The organism is Paenibacillus sp. MB22_1 (assembly GCF_047200555.1).
GTDB classification, from domain to species: Bacteria; Bacillota; Bacilli; order Paenibacillales; family Paenibacillaceae; genus Fontibacillus; species Fontibacillus phoenicis.
In genome coordinates this window covers 1843040-1866965 of record NZ_JBLADV010000002.1, presented here as the reverse complement: position 1 = coordinate 1866965, position 23926 = coordinate 1843040, and the positions used below count along the sequence as shown (strand labels likewise).

Here is a 23926-nt window from a genome sequence, read left to right as displayed (position 1 = left end):
GTTTTGAAAGCGAGGGGACGGTCATGGAACCTGCCTATAGACAAAAAAAATCACCTCTTCTCCGGGCATTTGCGCGGGAAGACGGTCTGACCTTACTTGAGGTAGCCCTGGCGTTAGTGATTCTCTCCGTCGTCTGCTTAGCTTTGTTATCTTATTTCTCGAACAGTGCATCGCAGAGCAGACTTACGAATCAGCGTTTATCCGCAACCCATCTGGCGAACGCCCGACTGCACGAGGTGCAAGCGATGGGGTTTTCGCAGCTGCAGACTTGGGCCAGCCGATCCCCGGGAACGCTGCCGAATATCACTCGCGGAATCTATTTGCTAGAAACCGAGGTGAGCAGCCATCATTCGGACTATCCTTCCCATCCTGACATTCTGTACATCACCGTAACAGCCTATTGGCAGCCTGACCCATCCCAGGGCGCAGGCGAATATAGACACAAAGTCTCGATAACCGGGGCTGTGAAGAAAAACTACGCAATCGCCGGAGGGGGCTCGTCATGAAGCATCGATTGCGGCTGATTCACCGGGAAGACGGAATTACGCTGGTGGAGCTGCTGGCCGCCTTGGCTTTATCCGGATTGCTGGTCGTCCTGGTGTCTACCGTGCTGACCACATCGCTGTTCGCTTTTGGACGGGTTAACCATGAAACCCAGCTTCGGAACGAAGCGATCACGCTCAGTTCAGCCCTTCAGACCAAGCTGAGAAATGCCGTGTCCATTTCGGGCTCGGGCACCTTTACGCAATTTCAAGCGGAAGTGGTCACCGATGCGCTGACGGAAACGACCCAGACGCTCCGCTTTCAGCTTGTCGGGGGACAGCTTCTCCTCAACGGCGAACGTTTCAGCGACGAGAGGTTGGATTTAACCGGCACCACTTTTTCCAAAGGCCCTAACGATCTGTGGGTGAACCTTCAAGTGGCGCTAAAGAATGAGCCCGAGGTCGAGCCAATCTATCTGTTCGTTTCCATCAAACTGATTTCGTGAGGTGCGTGTGGATGACAAAACGAGGACTAGCCACAATCCGCCAAGAGCAAGGTTATGCTTTAATCTCTGTGCTGCTCTTAGTTGCCATGCTGCTCGTGATCGGCACGCTGGTCGTGCAGTCGGTAACGAATTCTCAAGGGATGGTGAACGTCTCCGAAGATATCGTCTCCGCCCAAGCCGACGGCGAAACGAAGCTGCTGATCAAGCTTTCCGATTTGCGGGCGGCCGTGATGGCGCTGAGCGATAGGGACAAAGTGACGTTGGAAGACGTGCAAGCCGCTGCCGCCCCCTATGTAGAGGCTGAGACAGTCACCTTGGACACCGAAAACCAGCGGTACGTTGCCGTTGTCAGAGCCGATGGGGTATCGGACAAAATCACGCAAACCTTCCGGCGAAAGGTGGAGATTACGCTCGCCTTCACTCCTACCGACCCTTCTCCGGGAACCGGAACGGGCGAGTACGCCGTAGTTAGCTTTGGGTCCACGGCTTTGAACGGAACGACGATCAACGGGAATGTCTATTCGGCTGGAGCAGTAGCCAACAACCAGTCCCACATTAACGGTGTCCTTGTATCCCCTACCTTGCCGGGATCGAGTCTAACTCCGCCAAAAAGATTAGATATCACCTCCATCGTGAATCAGCTCGATCAGGACCTGAAGACGACGAAATCGGCCCTTTTTGCAACCCCGGCGACACAACTGGACTTCGAGGTTCGAACTAGCACCCAGTTCACGAAATCAACCGTATTAAATGCGATCAAATTGATGCCCAACGTTGCTTTAAAGGTGGACGGCGACCTCTGGGTAAAAGGCGGGGTTACGATGGAAGCCAATTCGTCTATCGTGGCCAGCGGGATCATTTACATTAGCGGGGATTTGTTGATCAACAACGGAAACAATATGAAATTGCAAGGCAGCTTAATTAAAGTGAACGGAACCACCAACTTTAACAGCGAACCTACGGTGAACATCACCGGCGATTTTTATGGAAGCTCCTTGAATACCAGCGGTACGCTGTTCGCCCAAAACATCTATCTCACAGGAGCCTCCAACATCAATAATTTAAACGGCAGCAATCAATTTGCCTTATTCGCTGCGGGTTCGGTCAATGTGAACAACGGGACTGCCCCCTCGGCCTTAACAGGCCACATCTATACGAACGGTGCGCTTCATATTAACGGGAACAACAAAGTAACCATCAACGGTGCAGCTTCTTCCCCCGCAACTCCCGAGAAACCGTCGGAGATCAAGTTCGAGGAAAAATATTTTGTTATTAACTGAGGGGGACTCACAGGGCCAACGCTATCTCATGACCCTCGTGACCTTCGTGCCCCCCTCTGGCTCCTCTTTCCATGATTATCCCTTTCGTTCAGAAATGGAAGGATTGAGTGAGGTGATCCCCGCCCCCCCCTGATGCAACGGGATAATCATGAGAAGCGTGCGGCTGACATAGGTACCCTACACAGAAAAACCGCCGGGCATACGCCCAGCGGTTTTCGTTTGCATTTCCCATGCGATGTATTAAGCAGTCACAGCGTCCAAGTCCACGTCGCGTTTGAACGCCTCGGTGTCGTTCTCGCCCAGAATCTTGCCGGTGATTACGCCAGCGGTGATCGAATCGTTGACGTTCAGCGCCGTCCGGCCCATATCGATCAGCGGCTCGACGGAGATCAAGAGACCCGCCAAAGCAACCGGCAGGTTCATTGTCGACAGAACGATCAGCGAAGCGAACGTAGCCCCGCCGCCAACGCCGGCAACCCCAAACGAACTGATCGTTACAACCAGGATCAAGGTCAGGATAAAGTCCCAGCTCATCGGGTTGATCCCAACGGTCGGAGCGATCATAACAGCCAGCATTGCTGGGTAAATCCCGGCGCAGCCGTTTTGTCCGATCGTTGCACCAAACGAAGCCGACAAGTTGGCGATTCCTTCTGGAACGCCCAGACGTTTCGTTTGCGTCTCCACGTTCAACGGAATCGTTGCCGCACTCGAACGCGAGGTAAACGCAAATACCAGCGTCGGGAACACTTTACGTACATACTGAATTGGATTGTAGCCAAAGGCGGCCAACAGAATCAGGTGAATGATGAACATCACGATCAGCGCCACATACGAAGCTCCCACGAACTTGATCAGCTTCAAAATCTCTTCGGCGTTGGTCGTAGCAGCGACGTTCGTGATCAACGCCAAAATCCCATAAGGCGTCAAGCGCAGAACCAACGTAACGATCCGCATCACAACGGTGTAAACCGCTTCGACCATTTTGCGGAACGTATCCGCCTGCTCAGGTTTTTTCTTATCGAGTCCAAGTACCGCTACCCCGATAAATGCCGAGAAAATCACGACCGCCAAAGTCGAGGTGCTCCGCGCACCGGTCATATCCGCAAACGGATTGGTAGGAATGAAGTCGAGCACCTGCTGCGGAATTGTCTTATCTTCCACTGTGCCCAGCCGGTCTTCAAGTGCCGCCCCGCGCGCCTGCTCCCGTTCGCCTGCCTCGATTTCAATTGCCTTCAGATCGAAGCTCAAGCTGGTCACGATGCTGACGCTGGCCGCGATCGCCGTCGTAATCAGCAATACCGCGATGATCAGACCGCTCATTTTACCTAAGTTTTGTTTCCCCTTCAAATTCATGATTGCCGAAATAATCGAAACCATGATCAGCGGAATAACAACCATCTGCAGTAGCCCGACGTAACCACGCCCAGCCAGGTTAAACCAGTCGGTTGATTTCGCGATAACCTCAGAGCCGGCGCCGTAGGACACCTGCAGGATCACTCCAAACACGAGCCCAAGCCCCAGTCCGGTAAACACCCGCTTGGTAAAGGATATGTGCTTCTTCTGCATCCAAATCAGAATGCCGATCAGCACGAGCATAACGGCTACATTAATGATAATACGCAAGGTATCCATAACCTGATCTCCCCCTGAATATGTTCCTTAAATTCGTGTTCGCACCTTGATAGGCAAACGCCGAGTTGCGAATTACAAATCGTATGATAACACATATACAAGTATTTTGATAGGATTAACTTTCACACAGCTTGTCACTAAATTACAAAGGTTGTCCCTGCTCCACACAGTAAGACTTTGCCTCATCCCCACATCTCAAATTCTAACGTTTGCATACTGATATATTGCATAATTGGGATAAATTAGATTCATTTTTACGGATACCAATCTAAATTTTCATGGTTTTGTTCAATAACAATTATGAGAACAGGCGATTATCTAATTAATATGGAGATAACTAATGATTTCGTCTTAATAATTATGTAATTTACTTATATTAACTGAAATTTCCTTAAATTCTCCTTGTGCAAACGTTTTATTTTTCTTGTTCCTCAGGTATGATGGTGAAATAAAAGTACTTTTGCGAAAGGAAGATGTTCGATGCAAACCCCAAGTCTTCTTCAGCGAACGAAGCTGCGGCGAAATGGAAGCGCTGTCCCGTTGCTTCCCCCGCACCTGCTTCGGATCCTGATCCTGCTCTTGGTGCTGCTGCCAATGCTGCTTGCCGGCTGTACCGATACACCGGGCAGTAAGAGCACCGTCTCGGAACCAAAAGGGAATTCCAACGATACAGCAGCCACAAGCCCGCCCCCCCCTGAAGGCGGGAAAGCCGCTGCACCTAATGCGGTGGACTCCCAACCCTCTACGGTTTTTTATGAAATTTTTGTCCGTTCCTTTGCCGACTCGGACGGCGACGGCATTGGGGATTTCAAGGGGCTGATCAGCAAGCTCGACTACTTAAATGATGGGAACCCGGATACGGATACCGACCTGGGGATTGGCGGCATCTGGCTGATGCCGATTAATCCTTCGCCAAGCTATCACGGTTATGACGTCACCAACTACAGGGACATCAATCCGGATTACGGGACGATGGACGACTTCCGCACGTTTTTGAATGAGGCCCATAAGCGCGGGATAAAGGTCATTATGGATCTGGTCGTCAATCATACCAGCAAAGAGCATCCGTGGTTCACCCAATCAGCTGCCGATCCAAACAGCCCGTACCGGGATTGGTACGTTTGGGCCGAGGATCAAGGCCGTGCTGTGTCCGGCACCAGTGCCGCCGGAAGCGGCAACCCTTGGCATAGCCTGAACGGCGGCCATTACCTCGGAATCTTCTGGGACGGGATGCCGGATCTCAACCTCGATAACCCGGAAGTACGGAAAGAAATGATCGAGATCGGACAATTCTGGCTGGAGCAAGGCGTGGATGGGTTCCGCCTGGATGCAGCGAAGCATATCTACGAGGATTTGCTGACCGACAAGAGCCAAGAAACCACGAACAAAAATGTGGCTTGGTGGCAGGAGTTCCGCAGTGGGCTCAACGAAGTCAAGCCGGACGCCTATCTCGTTGGCGAGATCTGGGATCCTTCCGCAGCGCTGATCTCCTCCTATCTGGACAAAGCCTTGGATTCCGGGTTTAACTTTGGCCTGGCCGAAACGATCCTCAGCAGCGTCAAGAACGAAAAGGACGCGAACATCCCTTTTACGCTGGAGCGTACGTATAAGCTGTACAGCGAAAAATCCGGCGGCAACTTCGTCGACGCTACGTTCTTGACCAACCATGACCAGAACCGAGTCATGACCCAGCTGGAGGGAGATGTGCCGCACGCGAAGATGGCCGCGAGCCTGCTGCTCACGCTTCCCGGCAATCCGTACATCTATTACGGCGAGGAAATTGGCATGTTTGGGGCGAAGCCTGACGAGCTGATTCGCGAGCCGATGCGTTGGACGCCGGACGACAGCGAAGGCCAAACGACCTGGGAGCCCGCCAAAAACAATGCCGGCATCAAGGGCCTCAGCGTAAGCGAGCAAACCGGCGACTCCGCCTCCCTGCTGTCGCATTATCGCCAGTTGATCCGGATGCGCAACGATATTCCGGCGCTAAGGGACGGAGCAATCCAGGAATATACAACGGATCAGCCGGGAATCACCGCGTTTGTTCGCTTGACAGAAGACCAGGCGGTGCTCGTCGCTCACAACTTAACCGGTCAAGAGCTCACGGTCTCCTTGGATCCGAATCAAGCAGACGGCAAGAGCTTCACCAAGCTGTTGGCGGAAACAGGCGAAGGCGCCAGCCTCAGCGGCAATACGCTGACGCTGCCTGCGTATTCAACAGCGGTATTAGAATAGTAAAAGGCCCTGCCAGCTAACAAACAGCTGCAGGGCCTTTTTAAATGTAACGGACTGTATGGACGTTATTTGCTCATTTTTCGCATATTTCAAAAACTAATGGACTCCAGTGACGTTATTCGGGCTAAAACTAGCGTTTGGAGCTATCCAAGCAGCAAATAGCGGCTCCTGGGTCCGTTAGTTTTCGAGAAACCCGCTATTCAGCGGATTAACGGCATTTGAGTCCGCTAGCGACACGAAAACACGACAGACAATTAATGACTCGCCGCGCCTTCACCCTGGAACGCGCTGAGCGAACGCTGCAGTTGCCCCGCCAGTTCCTCCAGACGAGCCGACAGTTCAACCAACTCGGCGCTGACCCGATGCTGCTCTTGAGACATGGAGGCGACCTCCTCGGTAGAAGCGCTGGTCTGCTGCACCACCGAGCTGACCGTGTCCACAAAATCCTGCAGGGTCGCTTGCGATTGCAGCAGCTCCTGAACGGAGGCGGACGAGCTTCGGATCTCCGTCACGAACTGCTCCATCTCCCCTTTGACGTTCTGGAAGATGCCTGCGGCTTCTTTGACGGCTTCGGTTTGTGCCGCAAACAGCGGCGCAATTCCCGTCAATACCTCCACCGTTTGTCCTATTGCCTCCTGGATTTCCTCGGTGATCGCCGATACGGTTTGGATCGATTCCCCCGAAGCGGCAGCCAGCTCGCGGATCTCCCCGGCAATGACCATAAAGCCTTTGCCGGCTGCCCCGGCACGGGACGCTTCAATCGAAGCATTTAACGACAAAATGTTCGTTTGCTTGGTCATCTCCACCATCGGGGCAAGGATCGAGCGGATCGACTGAGTGCTTCGGCTGAGCTTCGCCGAATTCTCCTCCAACAGCGCTGTCATCTGCGACACGGCTTCCGTCTTCTCCACCAGCTCCTCCATATGCGCTTCCCCATTGCGGCTGACCTCGATGACACGACCGGCGGATTCGTCCATCGCCGCGTTCAGACGAGCCACTCGGCTCATTTGATCACCGATCTGCTCCGCAGTCTCGGTGCCCTTGTCCGCCTCCACGGCCAAGCTTTCAGCTCCGGCGGCGATTTCTCCGGTCGCCTGCGCAATCTCGGCGGCAGTCTGCGACGTATCGCGCGACGCCCTCGTTAAATTCTCCGCCGTAGCCAGCAGCTCCACGGCGGATTCATTGGTCCGTTCCACGAGCCGTGAAATTTGCTCGAGCATCCGGTTAAAGCTGTGCCCCAGCCTGCCGATTTCGTCATTTCCTTTAAAATGCGTCCGCACTTGCAAATTGCCGCGTTCGCCTTCCTCCATTAATCGGCACAGCTTCTCCAAGGGCCGGCCGACCATGCGCACCAGGAAATAGCCGATCAGAGCCGCAACGACCACGGCGCCCAGAAGCACGAACAACATGACGACAAGCAGCCGATCCGTCGCACTCAAAAAGTCGTTCTCCGGAGCATATCCAACAATCCGCCAGTTGACTGTTTGCAGCGGTCGGAACACGACCAGTTGCTGAATTCCTTGCTCATCTGCTGCTTGGAACGAGCTTTCTCCCGATTCCGCCTGTCGGGCCTCCACCTTGATGACGGATTCCGTCTCCAGAAGTGCAGGATCGTTCGCATGGACAATCCGATTATCGGCGGTAAGCACCCGCACCTGCCCGGTCTTCCCGATCTGAAGGTTGCCTAAAATATCCCCCAATGCCTGCGCCTTAATCTCAAACAGCAGGATATATTCCGCCTCCGGGTGATTGATATTCCTTAGCAAGCGGGCCATCGTGATCGTCGGCTCGGTATAAGCGTTAAAGAAGCCCTTCTGTAACGCCGGGAACCACACGGGCTCGCCGGTTGCTTCCAATACCTCCCTCACCCGGATTTCCACCGCCTCATCCGTACGCACCGAACTGACCCCTGAAGATTTGTACGACTTCACGTCTTCCAAGTCCTTAGAAACAAGACGCACTCCTGAAGACGTTCATCGGCACTCTTCAACGCGTCAAGCTTCTTGCGGATCCGGTCCTCGGCTTGCGTCTTCACAACGGTTCCGATTCCCGGCTGGTTCACCGTCTCCAGATCGCTCCGCAGCGTCTGATCAACAGCCAATTGCCGCGACGTAGCCTCATATTGTTCGAACAGGAAGTCGAGCTTGTCCGCTGCCTGCTCCACCGCCTGAGTGGAGGCGGAAGCCACTTGCTCCCGGATGATCTCCCTGGACGCTCGGTAAGAGCTGAACCCCAGCACCACCGACAACACCACGACTGCCGCAAATACGATCACAAACATCTTTAGGCCCACGGAATTCCAGTGCCGCCCACCGCGAAGCTTATTCATTTCCGCATCCCCTTTTGTTTTATGTATAAAAAGGGTATAGCCCCGCTTTGACTGAGGCTATACCCAGGTGTTGATCAACTCTAGCTGCATTATCCTTTGCTGGCGCCCGAAGTTAAGCCGTCAACAAGCAGCCGCTGCAGGAACATAAACAGGATCGTGATCGGAAGCGCGATCAGAACCGCCCCTGCGGCAAACAGCGTAAAGTTGCTGTTCTGATTGCTGCTGACCATATCCCACATCCCGACGGCCAGCGTCCAGTTTTCCTTCGTTCGCAGGACGAGCCGGGCAAAGATGAAGTCAACCCAGGGACCGACAAATTGGGTTAGCGCCATATACGTCAGCATCGGCTTGGACAACGGCAGAATGATGCGCCGGAAGATCAGGAAGTTGCTCGCTCCATCGATCCGTGCCGCTTCATCCAGCGATCGCGGAATCGTATCGAGGAAGCCTTTGGCGATAAACGTGCCGCCCAGCGGGGCCCCCGCCGCATATACGATGATCAGAGCCAAATGCGTATCCAGCAGCTGCATCTCCCGCAGCAGCAGATAGATGGCGATCATACTCATGAATCCCGGGAACATCCCCAGCACGAGCAGACCGGAAAGCGCCGTTTTGCGTCCGCGGAACCGGAACCGGGAGAGCGCATAGCTCGTAAGCAGCGTCAGCAGCACGCCCAGAATCATGGAGCAGACCGCAATTTTTAACGTATTCAGGTACCAGGTGCCAAATAGATAGGTTTTAGATGTAAATAGTTCCTGATAATGATCAAACGTAAATTTTTCCGGAATCAACGTCTTGCTGTACAGCGATTTACCCGGCCGCAACGAACCGAAGACGACCCAAAGCACAGGGTAGACGGCGGCAATACACAGCAGGATCAGCACGATGTAGCTGGCGCCCAGACGAATCGCATTTCGTATTTTCCGTCTGCTCATTGGATCATATCCTCCTCTTTAAACGACTTGGTTCTGCGGTAGTTGTAAATCGAGAACGAAGCGATAATGATGAAAATGATGATCCCGATCGCAGAGGCCATGTTGTATTTGTTTTGGTTCAACGTCAGCTTGTACAGCCACGTCACCAGGAGGTCGGTTGCCCCGGCATATTGATAATCGCCTTTGACCGGATCGCCGCCCGTCAGCAGGAAGATCGCGTTAAAGTTGTTGATGTTCCCGGCAAATTGGGTAATCAGCGTAGGCGCCGTCGTAAACAGGATCATTGGCAGCGTAACGATCTTAAATTTCTGGAACCCGGTTGCTCCATCCACTTCCGCTGCCTCGTACAAATCCTTGGGAATCGTCGTCAGCACGCCCAGAATCAGCAGCATGGAGACCGGAATCCCAACCCACATGTTCACGACGATAACCGTCACTTTCGCCCAGAACGGGTCGGTTAACCACGGCAGCCCGCCCAGACCGAAATAACTAAGATATTGGTTGATTGGACCAAACTGACCGTTAAACATATTTCTCATGACAAGCAGCGAAATCAGCTGCGGAATTGCGTAAGGAAGAATTAAAATTGTTCTCCATAGCCCTTTAAAGCGAATGCCCTTCTGATTAATCAGCAACGCGACAAGCATACCGCCAAAATAAGTTGTTACCGTGGACAAAATCGCCCAGATAATCGTCCAGGTCAATACGCCGTAAAAGGTATGGCTCCAGGTTTTGAGCGCCACCAGATTTTTAAAGGTTTCGAAGCCAACCCAATCGACCAGCATCGCCGGCGGGATGTGCTTCGGCGCCGAATAGTTGGTGAACGCCAGCAGAATCATGAACAGAATCGGCATTACGGTAAAAAACAGGATCCCGAGAGCGGGAATGCTCAAAAATGCAACAGCAAACTTGTAATCCAGTACATAACGTACCGTTTGCTTAAAGTTATTTGGTTTCTTGCCTTTGTCCCGTTCCAGCCCAATGTTGCGGGCATCGCGAACGTTCATAATATATACGATGACAAAAACCGCCACAAACAGCAGCGTAATCAAGCTTTGGATCATGATGAAGATCGAGTGATCCCAGTTGCCGTTCATATTGGCTCCGGTTCTTGGCGTTTCGCCAAGCGTAACGATTCCCCAGAGCGCAAACCCTAAGTTCCGGATCAAATAGATCACGCTAAATGCTTCAAAAAGGACGAACAACAACCCTTTGATATATTGTCGATTGTAGAGTTGTCCCAGGCCCATGCACAGTATCGACAAAAGCGTCGCCCGATCCCGATGTTGGTGTCGGTCCATTTCCCTTCCTTCTCCTCTCCCTTGGGAAATTAAGGATGACCCGCCGCTATCAGCGGCGGGCTCAACCTTCCCTCACTGGGTGACAGTTCGTTCTGCCTTACTCCGTTGCCCCTTGGTTCAAATCCCGAATTTGTGTCACGGCATTTTCCATCGCGGCTTTTGGATCTGCATTGTTGTTCCAGATTTCCGGAAGCGCAGCGTTAACAGGAGCCCAAGCATTAGCCATTTCCGGAATGGAAGGCATCGGCTGGGAGTTCTTCGCTTGCTCAGCAAAGACGGAAACGAAAGGATCGTTTTTGATTTGATCGGTTTCCAGCGCTTCCAGGTTCGTCGGTACGGCGCCGACTTTTTCATTCAGCAGCAACTGAGCATCTTTCGTGGAAGCGAAATGAGCGAACAGTTTAGCTGCATTCGGGTATTTCGTAAAGGAGTTTACGACCCAAATTTTAATACCGGAGAAGGTGATCGCTGTTTTGCCGTTGATGGAAGGATATAGAGCAAGACCCAGGTTGTCGCCGAGAGCGGCTTTGTATCCTGCCAATTCCCAAGGACCGTTGATGTCCATTGCCACGTCGCCTTCGTTAAACAAGCTGCGTTTGATGTCCGGGTTGATGTCGCCGCTGTTGATCGGCAGAGCTTCTTTCAAGCTTTGGAACACTTTCAAGCTTTCGATTGCGCCATCGTTAGCCAAACCGATGTCGTCTGGGTTGGTGCCGTTATCGCCGAACAAGTAACCGCCGGTGCTCGCGATAAACGGATAGTTGAAGTACATGTTGCCGACTTCCCACATGATGCCGTATTTGTTTTTGGATTTGTCGGTAAACGTTTTGCTGAATTCCAGAACGTCTTTGAAGTCTTTCGGCGGCTCTGGAACAAGCGATTTATTGTAATACAAAGCCACCGTTTCGGCAGCTCTAGGATAACCGTACAGTACACCGTCATAAGTTGCACCTTGAACGGCAGCTTCCGTATTGTTCTTCGTTGTTTCTTCAGCGAAGACATCGTTCGGCAGGATCAAGCCGGAAGTTGCTGCATTCCCCAGGTGGTCATGAGGGACGATCAGCACGTCAGCTGCCAGACCGGACGGTCCGTCTTGCGTCAATTTCCCGATTTGGTCGGTTGGCGATACTTCTTCAATTTTTACAGGCACGCCGTATTTTTCGGTGAATTGCTTCGCGATTTCTTCAGTGAACACTTTCTCTTCTTTACTATCCCAAATGAGCAGCTCAGCGCCCTCTTCCGGAACGATCGCATCCGCGGAAGCGTTCTCTCCGGCACCGGTATTCCCCGTATTTTCAGTCTGATTCGCCGGAGCATTTGCACTTCCGTTGTTGCCGCCGTTGTTGCCCGCTCCGCAAGCCGTGATCGAAACAACCAAGGACAGCGCCGCGATCAAGGTCAATGCCTTTTTGAACTTCATGACTATAACCCCTCCTAATAATTATAAAGACGTGATGCGCAAACGTTTTCAGAAAATACTTAAAACTACTTTTCCTCCACGACTTCTTCCTGGGATAGTTTAGTATTTCCCGCCCGAAAGCGCTTTATCCATGAACTCATGATACATCATACCTATGAAGTTGTAAAAACGTTTGCACAGAGAAAAAACGGGGGTTAATCATCCTCTTCCTCTGTTTTTCTTACGTTTTCTCTAATATTCGCACTTTTTATATATTCCCAACTTTGTTGTGCGCCAAGTGAACATTGCATATTTGCGCAAAATTTTCACGATTTATCAGCACAATCTCCTATTTCATCATTAGGTTATCATCTATCGTCTGCTTTCCCCTGAACATTACTTTCTCCCGTCTTGTGCAATGGTTTGAACAGTGTTATAATCCGGATCAATGAGAGCAATACTAGCTTTGCCGTTCGGTTACACAATTTGAAGGCACTGTTATCGAAAGGTACATCCTCGGCCCGTTTCTCCGGCTTGGATGTGCTTTTTTTGCTTCCAAAGCAAGTGGATACGGGGGCCTGGCGGACAAAGCTGTCCACAATCCACTAGGAGGGATTCATCATGTTACTTGAAGCGGTCTATCATCGCCCTAAGCTGAACTGGACTTATGCTTACGACCACAAAACGCTTCATCTGCGCTTGCGCGCCAAGAAGAACGATCTCACTGAGGTCTATGCCTTTGTGGGGGACAAATACATGTGGGATCAAAGTAAAGAACTGATTCCGATGACCCTGATGATCAGCGACGAGATGTTCGACTATTGGGAATGTACCTACCAACCGCCGCTGCGCCGAACGAGATACGGCTTTCTGCTGAAGTCCGGCGACGAGCAGATCTGGATGACGGAAAGCGAGTTTACGAAAGAGCGTCCATCTGGCCCTGAGCGGCTGTTCGAATTCCCGTTCATCAATCCGGTTGACGTCTTTACGCCGCCGGCATGGGTGAAGGATGCCATCTTCTATCAAATCTTCCCTGAACGCTTCGCCAACGGCGACCCAAGCAACGATCCGAAGGGCGTATTGCCTTGGGGCGGCAAACCGGAGCGCGATAACTTCTTTGGCGGGGATTTGCAAGGCGTCATTGATCACCTCGATCATTTAAGCGAGCTTGGCATTACGGGTATCTATTTTACCCCGTTGTTCGAAGCGACAACCAACCATAAATACGATACGGCCGACTATATGAAGATCGATCCGCATTTCGGCGATATCGCTACGGTCAAGAAGCTGGTTCAAGCCTGCCATGAGCGCGGAATCAAGGTGCTGTTCGACGCGGTATTTAACCACTCCGGCAAAACCTTCGCTCCTTTCGTTGACGTGATGGAGAAAGGTGAAAAATCACGCTACAAAGATTGGTTCCATGTGCGCGAGTATCCGCTGCAAGTGAAGGACGGCGTGCCAAGTTACGATACATTTGCTTTCGAGCCGCTGATGCCTAAGCTGAATACGGAGAATCCGGAAGTTAAAGAATACTTGTTGAAAGTTGCGGAGTTCTGGATTAAGGAAGTGGGCATCGACGGCTGGCGGCTGGACGTCGCCAATGAAGTGGATCATGCCTTCTGGCGTGATTTCCGTAAAGTGGTGAAAGCGGCCAACCCGGACGCCTATATCTTGGGCGAAATCTGGCATGAGTCCTCCGCCTGGCTGCAAGGGGACCAATTTGATGCTGTGATGAACTATCCGTTTACCGAAGCCGTGCTGGACTTTGTCGTACGCGGCACATTGGATGCCGAGGGCTTCGCCAATGCGATTGGTAAGCAGCTGTCCCGTTATCCGCTCCAAGCAAGTGAAGTGGCATTTAATCTGCTGGACAGCCATGACACGCCGCGCTTGCTCACACTATGCGATGGCAACAAAGCCAAAATGAAGCTGGCCGCCCTGTTCCAATTTACGTACAGCGGAACGCCTTGCATTTACTATGGCGACGAAGTTGGTCTCGACGGCGGACCGGATCCGGATTGCCGCAAATGTATGGAATGGGATCCGAAGCACCAAGATCATGACTTGTTCGCGTTTTATCAGAAGCTGATCAAGGTTCGCAAGCAGCTGGCTCCACTGCGGACCGGCAGCCTGAAATTCCTGCTCGCCGAGAAAGGCGGCTCGAAGCTTGCTTATGAACGCGTACAGAACGGGGAGAAAGTACTTGTCCTGCTGAACAACTACGATGCCGGACAGACCTTTGCGATCCCTGCGGATGGGAACACGTGGCGCGATGCCTTCAGCGGTCAAACCTACAACACCACAGACGGTAAGCTTGCCGTTAAGCTCCCAGCATACGGTTATGCCGTGTTGACTATGAATAACTAACTGAAACAAAACTCATATTTACGCTCCACACGGAAAGTGCAGGGTCCCCCCTGCACTTTCTTTTTTTCTGAGGGGACATCAACGTAAAATACCTTACATCACTTTATCTAAATTTGCACTTACGTAACATTAGTTTACATTTTTCGACACATTCTATTGTTTCTCTTGAATTAACATGCTATATTTGGAATAAATATTTGCGATATATCGCTGAAACATCTTAAATTACGGGGGGTTGCTTACATTGAGTGTTATATTAGTTCACGGTAGTGTTGAAACGAAAACAGATCCCCCTTATATCCAGGGCCTTGAAACGGCTGCCTTAGTCGCTCAACAGGAAATTTCCTGCGGCCGAGACCGGTTGTCTGCCGTCGAGAAGGCTGTTAACGAGTTGGAGAATAACCCGCTATACAATGCAGGTCTCGGCTCCGTCCTGAATCGAGATGGATATGTTGAGGTCGACGGCGCCATTATGGACGGCGTAACCGGAAAATTCGGGGCTGTGGCGGCCATGCGAGAAGTCAGACATGCTGTATCCGTAGCACGTAAAGTACTTGAAGAAAGCCGACATGTTGTATTGGCTGGTTCGGGAGCAACTCTGTTCGCCAGGGAACAAGGCTTCCCTGCAGACAATTGCATCACCGATGTGCAACTGGCTTCCTGGGAGACCGCGATCAACCTCAAGCGCAGCGGTAAGGAAGTGGAGTTTAGCGCCTTTACCGGATTGATTAAAGAGTCGGATACCGTCGGATGCGTCCTTCTAGATGATCAAGGCGGTCTTGCCGCCGCATCTTCAACTGGCGGATCGTTCCTGAAATTCCCTGGACGTGTCGGCGATACCCCCTACATCGGAGGAGGGATATATGCCTCAAGCCATTGTGCGGTCGTATGTACCGGACGCGGCGAGGCATTTATTTCTACCTTAACTGCGAAATTTGTCGAAGAAGAGATTAAATCAGGCCTTCATCCGCAGGAGGCTGCAACGAAGGCCATTCAACGACTCTATCAGCTTACAGGAGAATACGGCGGCATTCTTGTCGTCGACCGCCTCGGACGCGCAGCAGCGGTGCATAACTGTGACAGTTTCCCCGTCGCCATGATTCGAAACGGGTGTATCGAGCAGGTTCCTTTAGTACAGCTATCGAGTTCAAGACCCGATACACCGCAGCCTCAGACTTGAATTCAAATGCCAAGGAGAGATGTCCGTGAGCAAAGTGGAGAAAGCTTCGCTGACCGACCAGGTATATCGGCAGTTAAAAGACATGATTGTCTATGGGGAGTTGCAAGCGGGGGAACCGATTCATGCAGGAGACTTGGCCGAGCGTTTTCAAACCAGCAAAACACCGATTCGGGATGCGGTTAACATCCTGAAGCACGAAGGGTTGGTCGAGATCATCCCCTACAAAGGATGCCTCGTCAGTCAGGTCAACTTAAAAGATCTGGATGAGTTGATTGGACTGAGGCTAATCCTGGAAGGCAGCGCGGCGGAACTAGCTGCTTCCTTCGCTACGCGTCAGGCGATCGACAAGCTGGAGCGTCTCGTCGGTACGAACTTTACTCCTTCGTCTGGGATCAGCGAGGTCGATTATATGCGGCTGAACTTCGACTTTCACGTCGCCGTGGCTGAAGCTAGCAACAACCGTCGACTCACCAAATTGATCATTAACAATTTAGATAACATGCAGCGTGTACTTTACTTGGATATGAAGATCGGCAGCACAAGCACAATGAACGATGAACATCGTGAAATCGTCGAGATGATTAAAAACAAAAATCCGCAAGCAGCAAGAAGGCAAATGGTTGAACACATCCTGGGTACGCGAAACCGCATTTTCTCGACCCAGCACTCTTAAAAGCTTCTAATTCAATATTGGAGGTGTGCGTCATGATATTGGAAGCGAACGGACTGACGAAAAGATACAAAGGGTTAACCGCCGTCGATGCTTATAGTCTCCAGATTAAACCGGGACAGATTCACGGCTTGATCGGCCCGAATGGAGCTGGAAAAACAACCGTATTTAACATGTTGACCTCTCTTGTCAAACCAACGGAGGGAACAGTCTATTTTCAAGGTAAAGAGATTTCCGGCAAAAGGCCCGATGAAATCGCCGCCCTTGGCTTGGCACGAACGTTTCAAAACATCCGTCTGTTCAAAGGGCTGACGGTCTTGGAGAACGTGATGGTGGCAGCTCAAATCCATAAAAAGTCGGGGCTCATATCGACCTTGTTTCGGTTTCCCGGCTTTGCTCGGGAAGAACAAAGCATTCGCTCAGAGGCGGAAAACCTACTAGCCTCGGTCGGACTTGAAAACGTACGGGACGTCAAGGCAGGAAGCCTGCCATACGGATCCCAGCGTAAACTGGAGATCGCCCGCGCTCTAGCGTTGCGCCCCTCCCTGCTGCTATTAGACGAGCCGGCCGCCGGTATGAACCACAGCGAGTCGGCGGAGTTGACATTGCTCATTCGGGAAATCCGTGATCGTTATGATTTGAGCATTTTGTTGATCGAACACGATATCCCGTTTGTCATGAATCTATGTGATCGTCTCCAGGTCTTGAGTTACGGCAAACTCATCGCCGAAGGGGATCCTGAGACCGTTCGCTCCCACCCCGAAGTAATTGAAGCCTATTTAGGGAGGTCGGCCGAACATGCTTAAAGTTAAGGGGATTAATGTTTATTATGATCAAATTCACGCGTTAAAGGACGTCTCACTAGAAGTACGGCAAGGCGAACTTGTTGCCCTGCTCGGAGCCAACGGAGCCGGCAAAACGACGACACTGCGGACCTTGTCGGGATTGCTAAAGCCTAAATCGGGCAGCATCGAGTACATGGGCAAGGAGATCACCTCCGTACCCGCCCACAAAATTGTGTCCATGGGGATGGCTCATTCCCCTGAGGGTCGTCAGGTTTTTGCCCAACTTACCGTGCTGGAGAACTTACGAATGGGCGCTTATACGCGTCCTAAATCGGACGACATCTCTACAGATATCGAATGGATTTACAGCTTATTCCCGGTACTTAAACAGCGAGAGAAGCTGCCAGCGGGAGCGCTTAGCGGCGGAGAGCAGCAAATGTTGGCCATGGGTCGGGCGCTCATGAGCAAGCCTAGCCTGTTATTGCTCGACGAGCCCTCACTGGGACTGGCCCCGATCATGGTGGAGAAGATTTTTGAAGTCATTCAATTAATGAAAAAAAGCGATATTACCGTACTGCTCGTTGAACAAAACGCTTATGAATCACTGCTGATCGCCGACCGAGCTTATGTACTCGAGACCGGCAGCATCAAGCTTGAAGGGCCTGCCGAAGAGCTGTTGCACAATTCGGATATCCAAAAGGCTTATCTGGGGGGTTGAACCGATGGTCTATTCTGCGGATTACATTATACAACAATTGGTTAACGGCCTGGGGTTGGGCAGCGTCTACGCTTTGATCGCCATCGGCTATACGCTGGTCTACGGGATCCTCCGGCTGATCAATTTCGCTCATGGCGACTTGCTGATGATCGGCTCGTATGCGGCAATGGCCTTCACGTTGAACCTGCTTCTTCCCTTCCCGGTGGCGATCCTCCTCTCCATTGCGGTGACAGTGATGATCGGCCTGGTCGTAGAGCGTGCGGCCTATCGGCCGCTGCGAAGCAAGCCGGAGGAAACGACACTGGTCACTTCCTTCGCCGTTTCTATCCTGATTCAAAATCTCGCAACGATGATTTTGTCTCCTCAACCGCGGTCATTTCAAGTTCCATCTTACCTATCCAATATGGTAGAAGTGGGCAATATCGACTTCTCTGTGATGAACATCGCCATCATCGGTCTATCCGCCTTGCTGCTCATCGCCCTTACCTTGTTTATCAAAAAAACAAAGCTGGGCATTGCCATGCGTGCCACCGCAGAGAATATGAACGCTTCGGTACTGATGGGCGTCAACATTAACTCAATCGTCCGTACTGCCTTTATTATCGGAGCTGGACTTGCAGCCGTCGCCGGAGTGATGAACGCAGGCCGCTATGGTCGAATCGAGCCCATGATGGGATTTGTGCCTGGACTTAAAGCCTTTGTTGCAGCCGTTATCGGCGGTATTGGCAGTCTGCCGGGTGCAGCGATTGGCGGTCTGATTCTCGGTTTTGGAGAAATTCTGTTTGTCGGCTTTTTACCGCCGGAGCTGTCGGCTTATAAGGATGCTTTCGTCTTCCTGGCCCTGATCGTCGTATTGCTGATCAAGCCGACCGGAATTTTCGGCAAAGCCGAGGATAGGAGGGTATAACGATGAACAAACCACTCGAATTGAAGCCAAGCCAGACGCGTTCTCGCCTGTCCGGGATGAGAAGCAAGCCTGCGCTCGCAATTTATGCCGGAGTCTTGATCCTTTTGCTCATCGTCGCCAACTTTACGTTAAATGATTACTACTTACGTTTGGTTAATTTGGTTGGGATTAATATCATTCTGGTCGTCAGCCTTAACTTAACGAACGGGTACACAGGCATTTTCTCACTGGGACATGCCGGGTTTATGGCCGTAGGCGCTTATACGACAGCGCTTCTAACCTATCCGCTGGCACGCAAGCCGCTCCTGTTCCCGCAAATGCCAGCGTGGCTGCAGCAAATTGAGTTGCCTTTCGTCGTCGCCATGCTCATCGGTGGAGTTTTAGCTGTCATTTGCTCATTTCTGATCGGATTCTCCGTATTGAAGTTGCGCGGGCACTACTTGGCCGTATCCACCATGGGTTTCATGGTCATTATCAATGTACTGGCCTCTAACTTAACCGACTTTACCCGAGGAAAGAGCGGTATATCCGGTCTCCCCAAAGTCTCGAATATATGGTGGGTTTACGCCATTGTCGCAATCACGATTTACTTCGTTTGGCGTCTGCTGCATTCCTCTTACGGTCGCGCGATGTTAGCCATCCGGGAAGATGACCTCGCCGCCGAAGCCATGGGCGTTAAAGTGGTGCGGCATAAAATGTTCGCTTTTGCCTCAGGCGCGTTCTTCGCCGCCATCGGCGGCAGTCTATACGGACATTTAATTACAAGCATCAACCCGAGCATGTTCTCCTACTCCATGACCTTCAACCTGGTGCTCATGCTCGTCATCGGCGGCTCGGGGACGATTTCCGGCGCGGTTCTTGGTTCCATTCTAGTGACACTCATCCCCGAGCTTCTACTGAACAAACTGGAACGGGGAGTTGAGCTATTCGGAGTCCAGCTCCCGCAGATGTATGGGATCAGTCAGGTGCTCATGTCCGCAGCACTTATCATCACAATAATCCTCAGACCGAAAGGTCTTTTAGGAAAATAAACAGTCATTTCATGCGGGGGTGAGTGGCATGCAGAGCTGATGAAGAAGAACTAAGTGCGATGTCGGCTAGGTTCACTTAAAAAAAGATGGGAGAAAGATGGCTTATGAAAAAAATGATCGCATTTTTAACGATTATCATGCTAGTTTTATCCGCTTGCAGCAACGGGGGGAGTAATACTTCCTCCAAGGAAAACAACGCGGCGTCCGCGAATGGGGAGAGCAATTCGGTTCGCAGCGGAGGCGAGATCAAAATCGGCGCCTTGTATAATGTGACCGGTGGACAAGCTTCCCTGGACGGACCATCGCTGGCCGGGTTCCAACTGGCAGCCGAAGAGATTAACGCGAACGGAGGCATTAATGGCAAGCAGGTCAAGGTCGTCTCGATCGATGCCAAAACGGAAACCATCTCCGCGACCAACGGCATGCAAGAATTGATCGATGTGGAGAAGGTACCCGTCGTTGCCGGATTTAGCGATACGACTTATGTCCTTGCTGCCGGACCGGTAGCCCAGGAAGCCGGAGTTCCTTTCATTACCTCCGGGGCCACCTCCCCGCTGATTCCTGAACAGGTCGGTGACTTTATGTATATGGCGGCTTTTGGCGATGACGCACAATCCTATGCCATCTCCGATTTTTCCATGGACGAACTGGGGGCGAAAACAGCATGGGTTCTGACGGATACGTCCTCCGACTTTACCGTTAACGTTTCCGCATTTTTTAAAGATCGCTTTACATCCAAGGGCGGCGAGATCTTACTCGAAGACAAATACGACGGAGCTGCCGACACTGACTTCTCCGCTCAAATTACCCGTCTGAAAAGTTTGCCTGAGTTGCCGGACGTCCTGATGGTATCTGCCCTTCCTGACAAAGCCGGAATCGTGGTGAAGCAAATTCGTGATATGGGAATCGAAACTCCAATCCTCAGTGCCGACGGCTTCGATACTCCGGCATTGATCGAAATGGGCGGCACGCCGCAAACGAACAACGTGTTCTTCGCCACCCACGTTGCTCTGGAAAACAGCGATGAAAAAGTGCAAAATTTCGTGAAGGCTTATACCGACAAAACCGGAAACGCCCCAGAGAACGCTTTTGCCGCACTCGGATACGATACGATGTACCTGATCGCTGATGCGATTACACGAGCAGGCAGCGAAGACCCTAAAGCGATTCGCGATGCTTTGAACGCAACCTCGGGATTTAAAACTGTCACAGGTGAAATCAGCTATGGCTCCGGACGTGTACCTGACAAGAGCGTCACGATCATTGAAGTTAAAGATGGTAAATTTGAGTTCCGCAAAAATATTACTCCAGAAAAATAAATAAGAAAGAGGTGTATGTGCAATGGCATTGATCGGAACAAAAATGACTGGTAACCAGTATAAGAACAGTAGAATCGACAAAGTCATCTTTGGGGTAGGAGCCTTTGAAAATCATGGTAATCATATGCCATTCGGAACGGATGCCCTGATCTCCAACATTCTCAGCGAGAAGCTTGCTGAACGCGTCGAAGGCCTGATGGTGCTGCCGCCGATTAACTACGGACTCAGTGAGCACTACAACAAATTTCCGTTTACCGTCAGCCTGACCCCGGAAACAATCACCAACGTCATTAAAGACATCCTTAACGAAATCGTCCGAAATGGCATCACCAAGATCATCATCATGAACGGCCATGACGGCAATATCGCACCGATTGAGTTGGCTGCCCGCGCAGTCAAAGTGCAACATCCCCATGTAACGATCGCCAGTCTTAATGATTGGTGGGTAGCGGCTGGGAAAATGGTGCCGGAAGGGACGTTTGACGTATGGAATGGGCTCGGTCATGCCGGCGAAGGTGAAACCTCGATGGGGCTGGCCTTATTCGAAGAATGGATCGAGATGGAGCACGCCAAGGGCGTTGTTCCGGAACTGCCGGAATTCGTCGAGATCAAATGGCGCTTCGAAGAGCTTACGAATACCGGTGCCTCCGGAGATCCAAGCGTCGCGACCAAAGAAAAAGGTAAGCTGCTGGAAGAAGCCGTTCTGAATGTTCTGGAAAACTTCATTCGCGAAATGGACAAAAAAGATTGGAAGTATGGTTTGAATCAATAATAGTCCCGCATCAATCAGCTGTCCCGAGGCTAGCTTAGCCGAAGGGGCAGCTTCTTTTTTGCACCTCTCCTTAACCTATTCCGTGCGCAAACGTTTGTTTGAATTAAAGGTGATTTTCCGCTAAGAAATGGACGAAATTCCGACTCTATAACGCCTCTGGCACGGTTTTATCTATTTACTTTCGGCAATCTATAGATTAATATTACAGTGTAAAGCAAACGGTTCCACAGAGGAGGTTGTTTATGGCCGTCACCATTAAGGATGTTGCCAAAAAGGCCGGCGTATCGCCCTCTACCGTGTCCCGGGTGCTGTCCAATCATCCTAGAATCAGCGAGGAGACCTCGCGTAAAGTAAAGCTCATTATGGACCAGCTTGGCTATCACCCTAACATTATGGCCAAGAGTTTGGTCTCCAAAACGACAAATAGCATTTGTATCCTGCTGCCAAAGTCCGCCGAGGAGTTGTTCTCTAACTTCTTCTTCATGGAACTGATCCGCGGCATTGTCACCCAAGCCAGCCGCTTGGGCTACGACGTGCTGATCAGCTCCGGAGCCAATGAGAAAGAGGAAGTCGAAAGTGTATCCAGACTGCTGAACGGCCGCCGGGTGGATGGGGTCATCTTGCTGTATTCCCGGCAGAACGATCCGGTGATCGAGTTCCTCCATCAAGGGGGTCATCCGTTTGTACTCATTGGGCGCAGCGAAGAATATCCTGATATTCTGACGGTGGATAACGATAATATCCAGGCGTCGTACGACGCCACGAAGCATTTGATCGCGTTAGGCCACGAACGGATCGGGTTCGTCAGCGGACCACCGGAGCTCGTCGTTTCCAAGGACCGATTGAAGGGCTATCAGGATGCGCTTCGAGATGCAGGCTTGGAGAGTCGGCCCGAATGGATTGTCGAAGGTGAGTTTTTGCAGGACAGCGGCTATCGGGCTATGTCGTTCTTCATGAATCTACCGGACCGTCCGACGGCCTTGGTCATGATCGATGACGTCGTAGCGTTTGGCGTGCTTCGCGGCCTGCACGAATTGAAGTACAAGGTACCTGAAGACTTATGCCTGGTCAGCTTCAACAACATCCCGTTGTCCGAGCTCTCAACCCCACCGCTGAGCAGCATGGATATCGGCATTTACAATCTGGGTTACACGGCCTCGCAAGTGCTGATTCAAGCGGTGCAGAACAACAACGACAAGGCCTATCCGAAAAGGCAGATCATTCCGCATCGGCTGATGGTTCGCGAGTCGTCGATGTATTCGGTACCCAAGAAGCTTTGAGGCAACAGGCTGCATTAAACATTGGTTACGAAAAAATAAACGGAAGCACATGCTTCCTTTATTTTTCACGCTTTGTTCAAACGTTTGCACCAATATTCAACATAGAGGAGGTTCATTATGAATCCCATTCAAGCTTGTTTATTTGATCTCGACGGCGTGCTCGTGGATACCGCGAAATACCACTATCTCGCCTGGAAACGGCTGGCCGCCGAGCTCGGCTTCGAATTTACCGAACAGGACAATGAGAAGCTGAAAGGCGTCAGCCGCATGGCCTCGCTCGACATCTTGCTTAGCGTGGGCGGCCTTCAACTGGAAGACAACGTCAAGCAGGAGCTGGCTGAACGCAAAAATAACTGGTATGTCGAGTACATCTCCCAAATGGACGCGTCGGAAATTCTGCCGGGAGCGCTAGAGTTCTTGCAGCAGTGCCGGGAAAACGGATTGAAGACCGCGCTAGGATCAGCGAGCAAGAACGCCCCGATCATTTTGCGGAATACCGGGCTTACCCCGTACTTTGACGCGATCATCGACGGCACTCGCACCTCCAGCGCCAAGCCCGATCCGGAAGTTTTCCTGCTTGGCGCTGCGGAGCTGGGCGTTGCCCCCGAAGCGTGCGTCGTGTTCGAGGATGCGGAGGCCGGCATCGAAGCGGCCCGTCGTGCGGGGATGCGCTGCGTTGGCATCGGTTCGCCCGATACGCTGGGGCAAGCGGATCGGGTTGTCTCCTCGCTGGGCGATGTTTCGATCACCCTGCTGCAGCAAATCGCCGCGAGCGCGGAATAAGCCCCAAGTGTGAAT

The 23926-nt window shown here is 51.7% G+C and carries 21 protein-coding genes; 15 read left to right on the top strand and 6 right to left on the bottom strand.

Annotation, left to right across the window (positions count from 1 at the left end):
* Positions 1-23: 23 nt before the first annotated feature.
* Genes ACL02P_RS20365 through ACL02P_RS20355 form a run of 3 tightly spaced genes read left to right on the top strand, consistent with a single transcriptional unit; the run spans position 24 to position 2268 of the window.
* Entirely contained in the window at positions 24-506 is a 483-nt protein-coding gene (locus ACL02P_RS20365) for a type II secretion system protein (protein ID WP_028539823.1), read from the top strand.
* Positions 503-988: a prepilin-type N-terminal cleavage/methylation domain-containing protein gene (locus ACL02P_RS20360; protein ID WP_028539822.1), complete on the top strand. Its 486-nt coding sequence runs from the start codon at positions 503-505 to the stop codon at positions 986-988. Before ACL02P_RS20365 ends, ACL02P_RS20360 begins: the two co-directional genes overlap by 4 nt.
* Before the next feature lie 11 nt (positions 989-999).
* Positions 1000-2268: a hypothetical protein gene (locus ACL02P_RS20355; RefSeq protein ID WP_339301231.1), complete on the top strand. Its 1269-nt coding sequence runs from the start codon at positions 1000-1002 to the stop codon at positions 2266-2268.
* Between the two features lie 240 nt (positions 2269-2508).
* Here the strand turns inward: ACL02P_RS20355 and ACL02P_RS20350 are convergent, their stop codons facing one another.
* Entirely contained in the window at positions 2509-3900 is a 1392-nt protein-coding gene (locus ACL02P_RS20350) for an L-cystine transporter (RefSeq protein ID WP_009223940.1), read from the bottom strand.
* 480 nt (positions 3901-4380) lie between these two features.
* Between ACL02P_RS20350 and ACL02P_RS20345 the strand changes: the two genes are divergently transcribed.
* Positions 4381-6135 (top strand): alpha-amylase family glycosyl hydrolase, encoded by a 1755-nt coding sequence (locus tag ACL02P_RS20345; protein ID WP_412837984.1) that lies wholly within the window; start codon positions 4381-4383, stop codon positions 6133-6135.
* 254 nt (positions 6136-6389) lie between these two features.
* Here ACL02P_RS20345 and ACL02P_RS20340 read toward each other — a convergent pair whose 3' ends face one another.
* The 5 genes from ACL02P_RS20340 to ACL02P_RS20320 form a co-directional block, all read right to left on the bottom strand.
* Positions 6390-8033 carry a methyl-accepting chemotaxis protein gene (locus tag ACL02P_RS20340; RefSeq protein WP_412837983.1) on the bottom strand — a complete coding sequence of 548 codons (1644 nt, stop codon included), beginning with the start codon at positions 8031-8033 and terminating at the stop codon, positions 6390-6392.
* Positions 8034-8062: 29 nt separating this feature from the next.
* On the bottom strand, positions 8063-8464 hold the full coding sequence (locus ACL02P_RS20335; protein ID WP_412837982.1) for a hypothetical protein: 402 nt from the start codon (positions 8462-8464) through the stop codon (positions 8063-8065).
* A gap of 89 nt (positions 8465-8553) precedes the next feature.
* On the bottom strand, positions 8554-9399 hold the full coding sequence (locus tag ACL02P_RS20330; protein WP_333557712.1) for a sugar ABC transporter permease: 846 nt from the start codon (positions 9397-9399) through the stop codon (positions 8554-8556).
* Positions 9396-10700 (bottom strand): carbohydrate ABC transporter permease, encoded by a 1305-nt coding sequence (locus tag ACL02P_RS20325; protein ID WP_412837981.1) that lies wholly within the window; start codon positions 10698-10700, stop codon positions 9396-9398. Before ACL02P_RS20325 ends, ACL02P_RS20330 begins: the two co-directional genes overlap by 4 nt.
* Positions 10701-10797: 97 nt before the next feature.
* On the bottom strand, positions 10798-12120 hold the full coding sequence (locus tag ACL02P_RS20320; RefSeq protein WP_412837980.1) for a maltose ABC transporter substrate-binding protein: 1323 nt from the start codon (positions 12118-12120) through the stop codon (positions 10798-10800).
* A 600-nt stretch (positions 12121-12720) separates the two neighbouring features.
* Here ACL02P_RS20320 and ACL02P_RS20315 point away from each other — a divergent pair.
* The 11 genes from ACL02P_RS20315 (at position 12721) to pgmB (ending at position 23911) form a co-directional block, all read left to right on the top strand.
* A complete protein-coding gene (locus ACL02P_RS20315) occupies positions 12721-14466 on the top strand; it encodes an alpha-glycosidase (protein ID WP_412837979.1) in 1746 nt (581 codons plus the stop codon).
* A 244-nt stretch (positions 14467-14710) separates the two neighbouring features.
* A complete protein-coding gene (locus tag ACL02P_RS20310; protein ID WP_316011352.1) occupies positions 14711-15646 on the top strand; it encodes an isoaspartyl peptidase/L-asparaginase family protein in 936 nt (311 codons plus the stop codon).
* A 25-nt stretch (positions 15647-15671) separates the two neighbouring features.
* Positions 15672-16319, top strand: coding sequence for a GntR family transcriptional regulator (locus ACL02P_RS20305; protein WP_412837978.1), 648 nt, complete (start codon positions 15672-15674; stop codon positions 16317-16319).
* A gap of 32 nt (positions 16320-16351) precedes the next feature.
* On the top strand, positions 16352-17122 hold the full coding sequence (locus tag ACL02P_RS20300) for an ABC transporter ATP-binding protein (protein ID WP_316011350.1): 771 nt from the start codon (positions 16352-16354) through the stop codon (positions 17120-17122).
* The gene (locus ACL02P_RS20295; RefSeq protein WP_316011349.1) at positions 17115-17819 is read left to right on the top strand and encodes an ABC transporter ATP-binding protein; all 705 of its coding nucleotides are present in this window, start codon (positions 17115-17117) and stop codon (positions 17817-17819) included. The genes ACL02P_RS20300 and ACL02P_RS20295 overlap by 8 nt, the downstream gene beginning before the upstream one ends.
* A gap of 4 nt (positions 17820-17823) precedes the next feature.
* Positions 17824-18726: a branched-chain amino acid ABC transporter permease gene (locus tag ACL02P_RS20290; protein WP_316011348.1), complete on the top strand. Its 903-nt coding sequence runs from the start codon at positions 17824-17826 to the stop codon at positions 18724-18726.
* A gap of 2 nt (positions 18727-18728) precedes the next feature.
* Positions 18729-19757 (top strand): branched-chain amino acid ABC transporter permease, encoded by a 1029-nt coding sequence (locus ACL02P_RS20285; RefSeq protein WP_316011347.1) that lies wholly within the window; start codon positions 18729-18731, stop codon positions 19755-19757.
* 104 nt (positions 19758-19861) lie between these two features.
* Complete coding sequence (locus ACL02P_RS20280) at positions 19862-21076, top strand: ABC transporter substrate-binding protein (protein WP_316011346.1); 1215 nt, start codon at positions 19862-19864, stop codon at positions 21074-21076.
* A gap of 22 nt (positions 21077-21098) precedes the next feature.
* Positions 21099-21848, top strand: a complete 750-nt coding sequence (locus ACL02P_RS20275; RefSeq protein WP_412837977.1) for a creatininase family protein — start codon at positions 21099-21101, stop codon at positions 21846-21848.
* 242 nt (positions 21849-22090) lie between these two features.
* Positions 22091-23128 carry a LacI family DNA-binding transcriptional regulator gene (locus ACL02P_RS20270; protein ID WP_016313725.1) on the top strand — a complete coding sequence of 346 codons (1038 nt, stop codon included), beginning with the start codon at positions 22091-22093 and terminating at the stop codon, positions 23126-23128.
* Positions 23129-23245: 117 nt separating this feature from the next.
* Entirely contained in the window at positions 23246-23911 is a 666-nt protein-coding gene (gene pgmB / locus ACL02P_RS20265) for a beta-phosphoglucomutase (protein ID WP_412837976.1), read from the top strand.
* Positions 23912-23926: the final 15 nt, after the last annotated feature.

Bases quoted from the DNA above. Each gene is read 5' to 3' on its own strand.
- ACL02P_RS20365 (WP_028539823.1), top strand. From the start codon at position 24: ATGGAACCTGCCTATAGACAAAAAAAATCACCTCTTCTCCGGGCATTT.
- ACL02P_RS20360 (WP_028539822.1), top strand. From the start codon at position 503: ATGAAGCATCGATTGCGGCTGATTCACCGGGAAGACGGAATTACGCTG.
- ACL02P_RS20355 (WP_339301231.1), top strand. From the start codon at position 1,000: ATGACAAAACGAGGACTAGCCACAATCCGCCAAGAGCAAGGTTATGCT.
- ACL02P_RS20350 (WP_009223940.1), bottom strand. From the start codon at position 3,900: ATGGATACCTTGCGTATTATCATTAATGTAGCCGTTATGCTCGTGCTG.
- ACL02P_RS20345 (WP_412837984.1), top strand. From the start codon at position 4,381: ATGCAAACCCCAAGTCTTCTTCAGCGAACGAAGCTGCGGCGAAATGGA.
- ACL02P_RS20335 (WP_412837982.1), bottom strand. From the start codon at position 8,464: ATGAATAAGCTTCGCGGTGGGCGGCACTGGAATTCCGTGGGCCTAAAG.
- ACL02P_RS20330 (WP_333557712.1), bottom strand. From the start codon at position 9,399: ATGAGCAGACGGAAAATACGAAATGCGATTCGTCTGGGCGCCAGCTAC.
- ACL02P_RS20325 (WP_412837981.1), bottom strand. From the start codon at position 10,700: ATGGACCGACACCAACATCGGGATCGGGCGACGCTTTTGTCGATACTG.
- ACL02P_RS20320 (WP_412837980.1), bottom strand. From the start codon at position 12,120: ATGAAGTTCAAAAAGGCATTGACCTTGATCGCGGCGCTGTCCTTGGTT.
- ACL02P_RS20315 (WP_412837979.1), top strand. From the start codon at position 12,721: ATGTTACTTGAAGCGGTCTATCATCGCCCTAAGCTGAACTGGACTTAT.
- ACL02P_RS20300 (WP_316011350.1), top strand. From the start codon at position 16,352: ATGATATTGGAAGCGAACGGACTGACGAAAAGATACAAAGGGTTAACC.
- ACL02P_RS20295 (WP_316011349.1), top strand. From the start codon at position 17,115: ATGCTTAAAGTTAAGGGGATTAATGTTTATTATGATCAAATTCACGCG.
- ACL02P_RS20290 (WP_316011348.1), top strand. From the start codon at position 17,824: ATGGTCTATTCTGCGGATTACATTATACAACAATTGGTTAACGGCCTG.
- ACL02P_RS20285 (WP_316011347.1), top strand. From the start codon at position 18,729: ATGAACAAACCACTCGAATTGAAGCCAAGCCAGACGCGTTCTCGCCTG.
- ACL02P_RS20280 (WP_316011346.1), top strand. From the start codon at position 19,862: ATGAAAAAAATGATCGCATTTTTAACGATTATCATGCTAGTTTTATCC.
- ACL02P_RS20275 (WP_412837977.1), top strand. From the start codon at position 21,099: ATGGCATTGATCGGAACAAAAATGACTGGTAACCAGTATAAGAACAGT.
- ACL02P_RS20270 (WP_016313725.1), top strand. From the start codon at position 22,091: ATGGCCGTCACCATTAAGGATGTTGCCAAAAAGGCCGGCGTATCGCCC.
- pgmB (WP_412837976.1), top strand. From the start codon at position 23,246: ATGAATCCCATTCAAGCTTGTTTATTTGATCTCGACGGCGTGCTCGTG.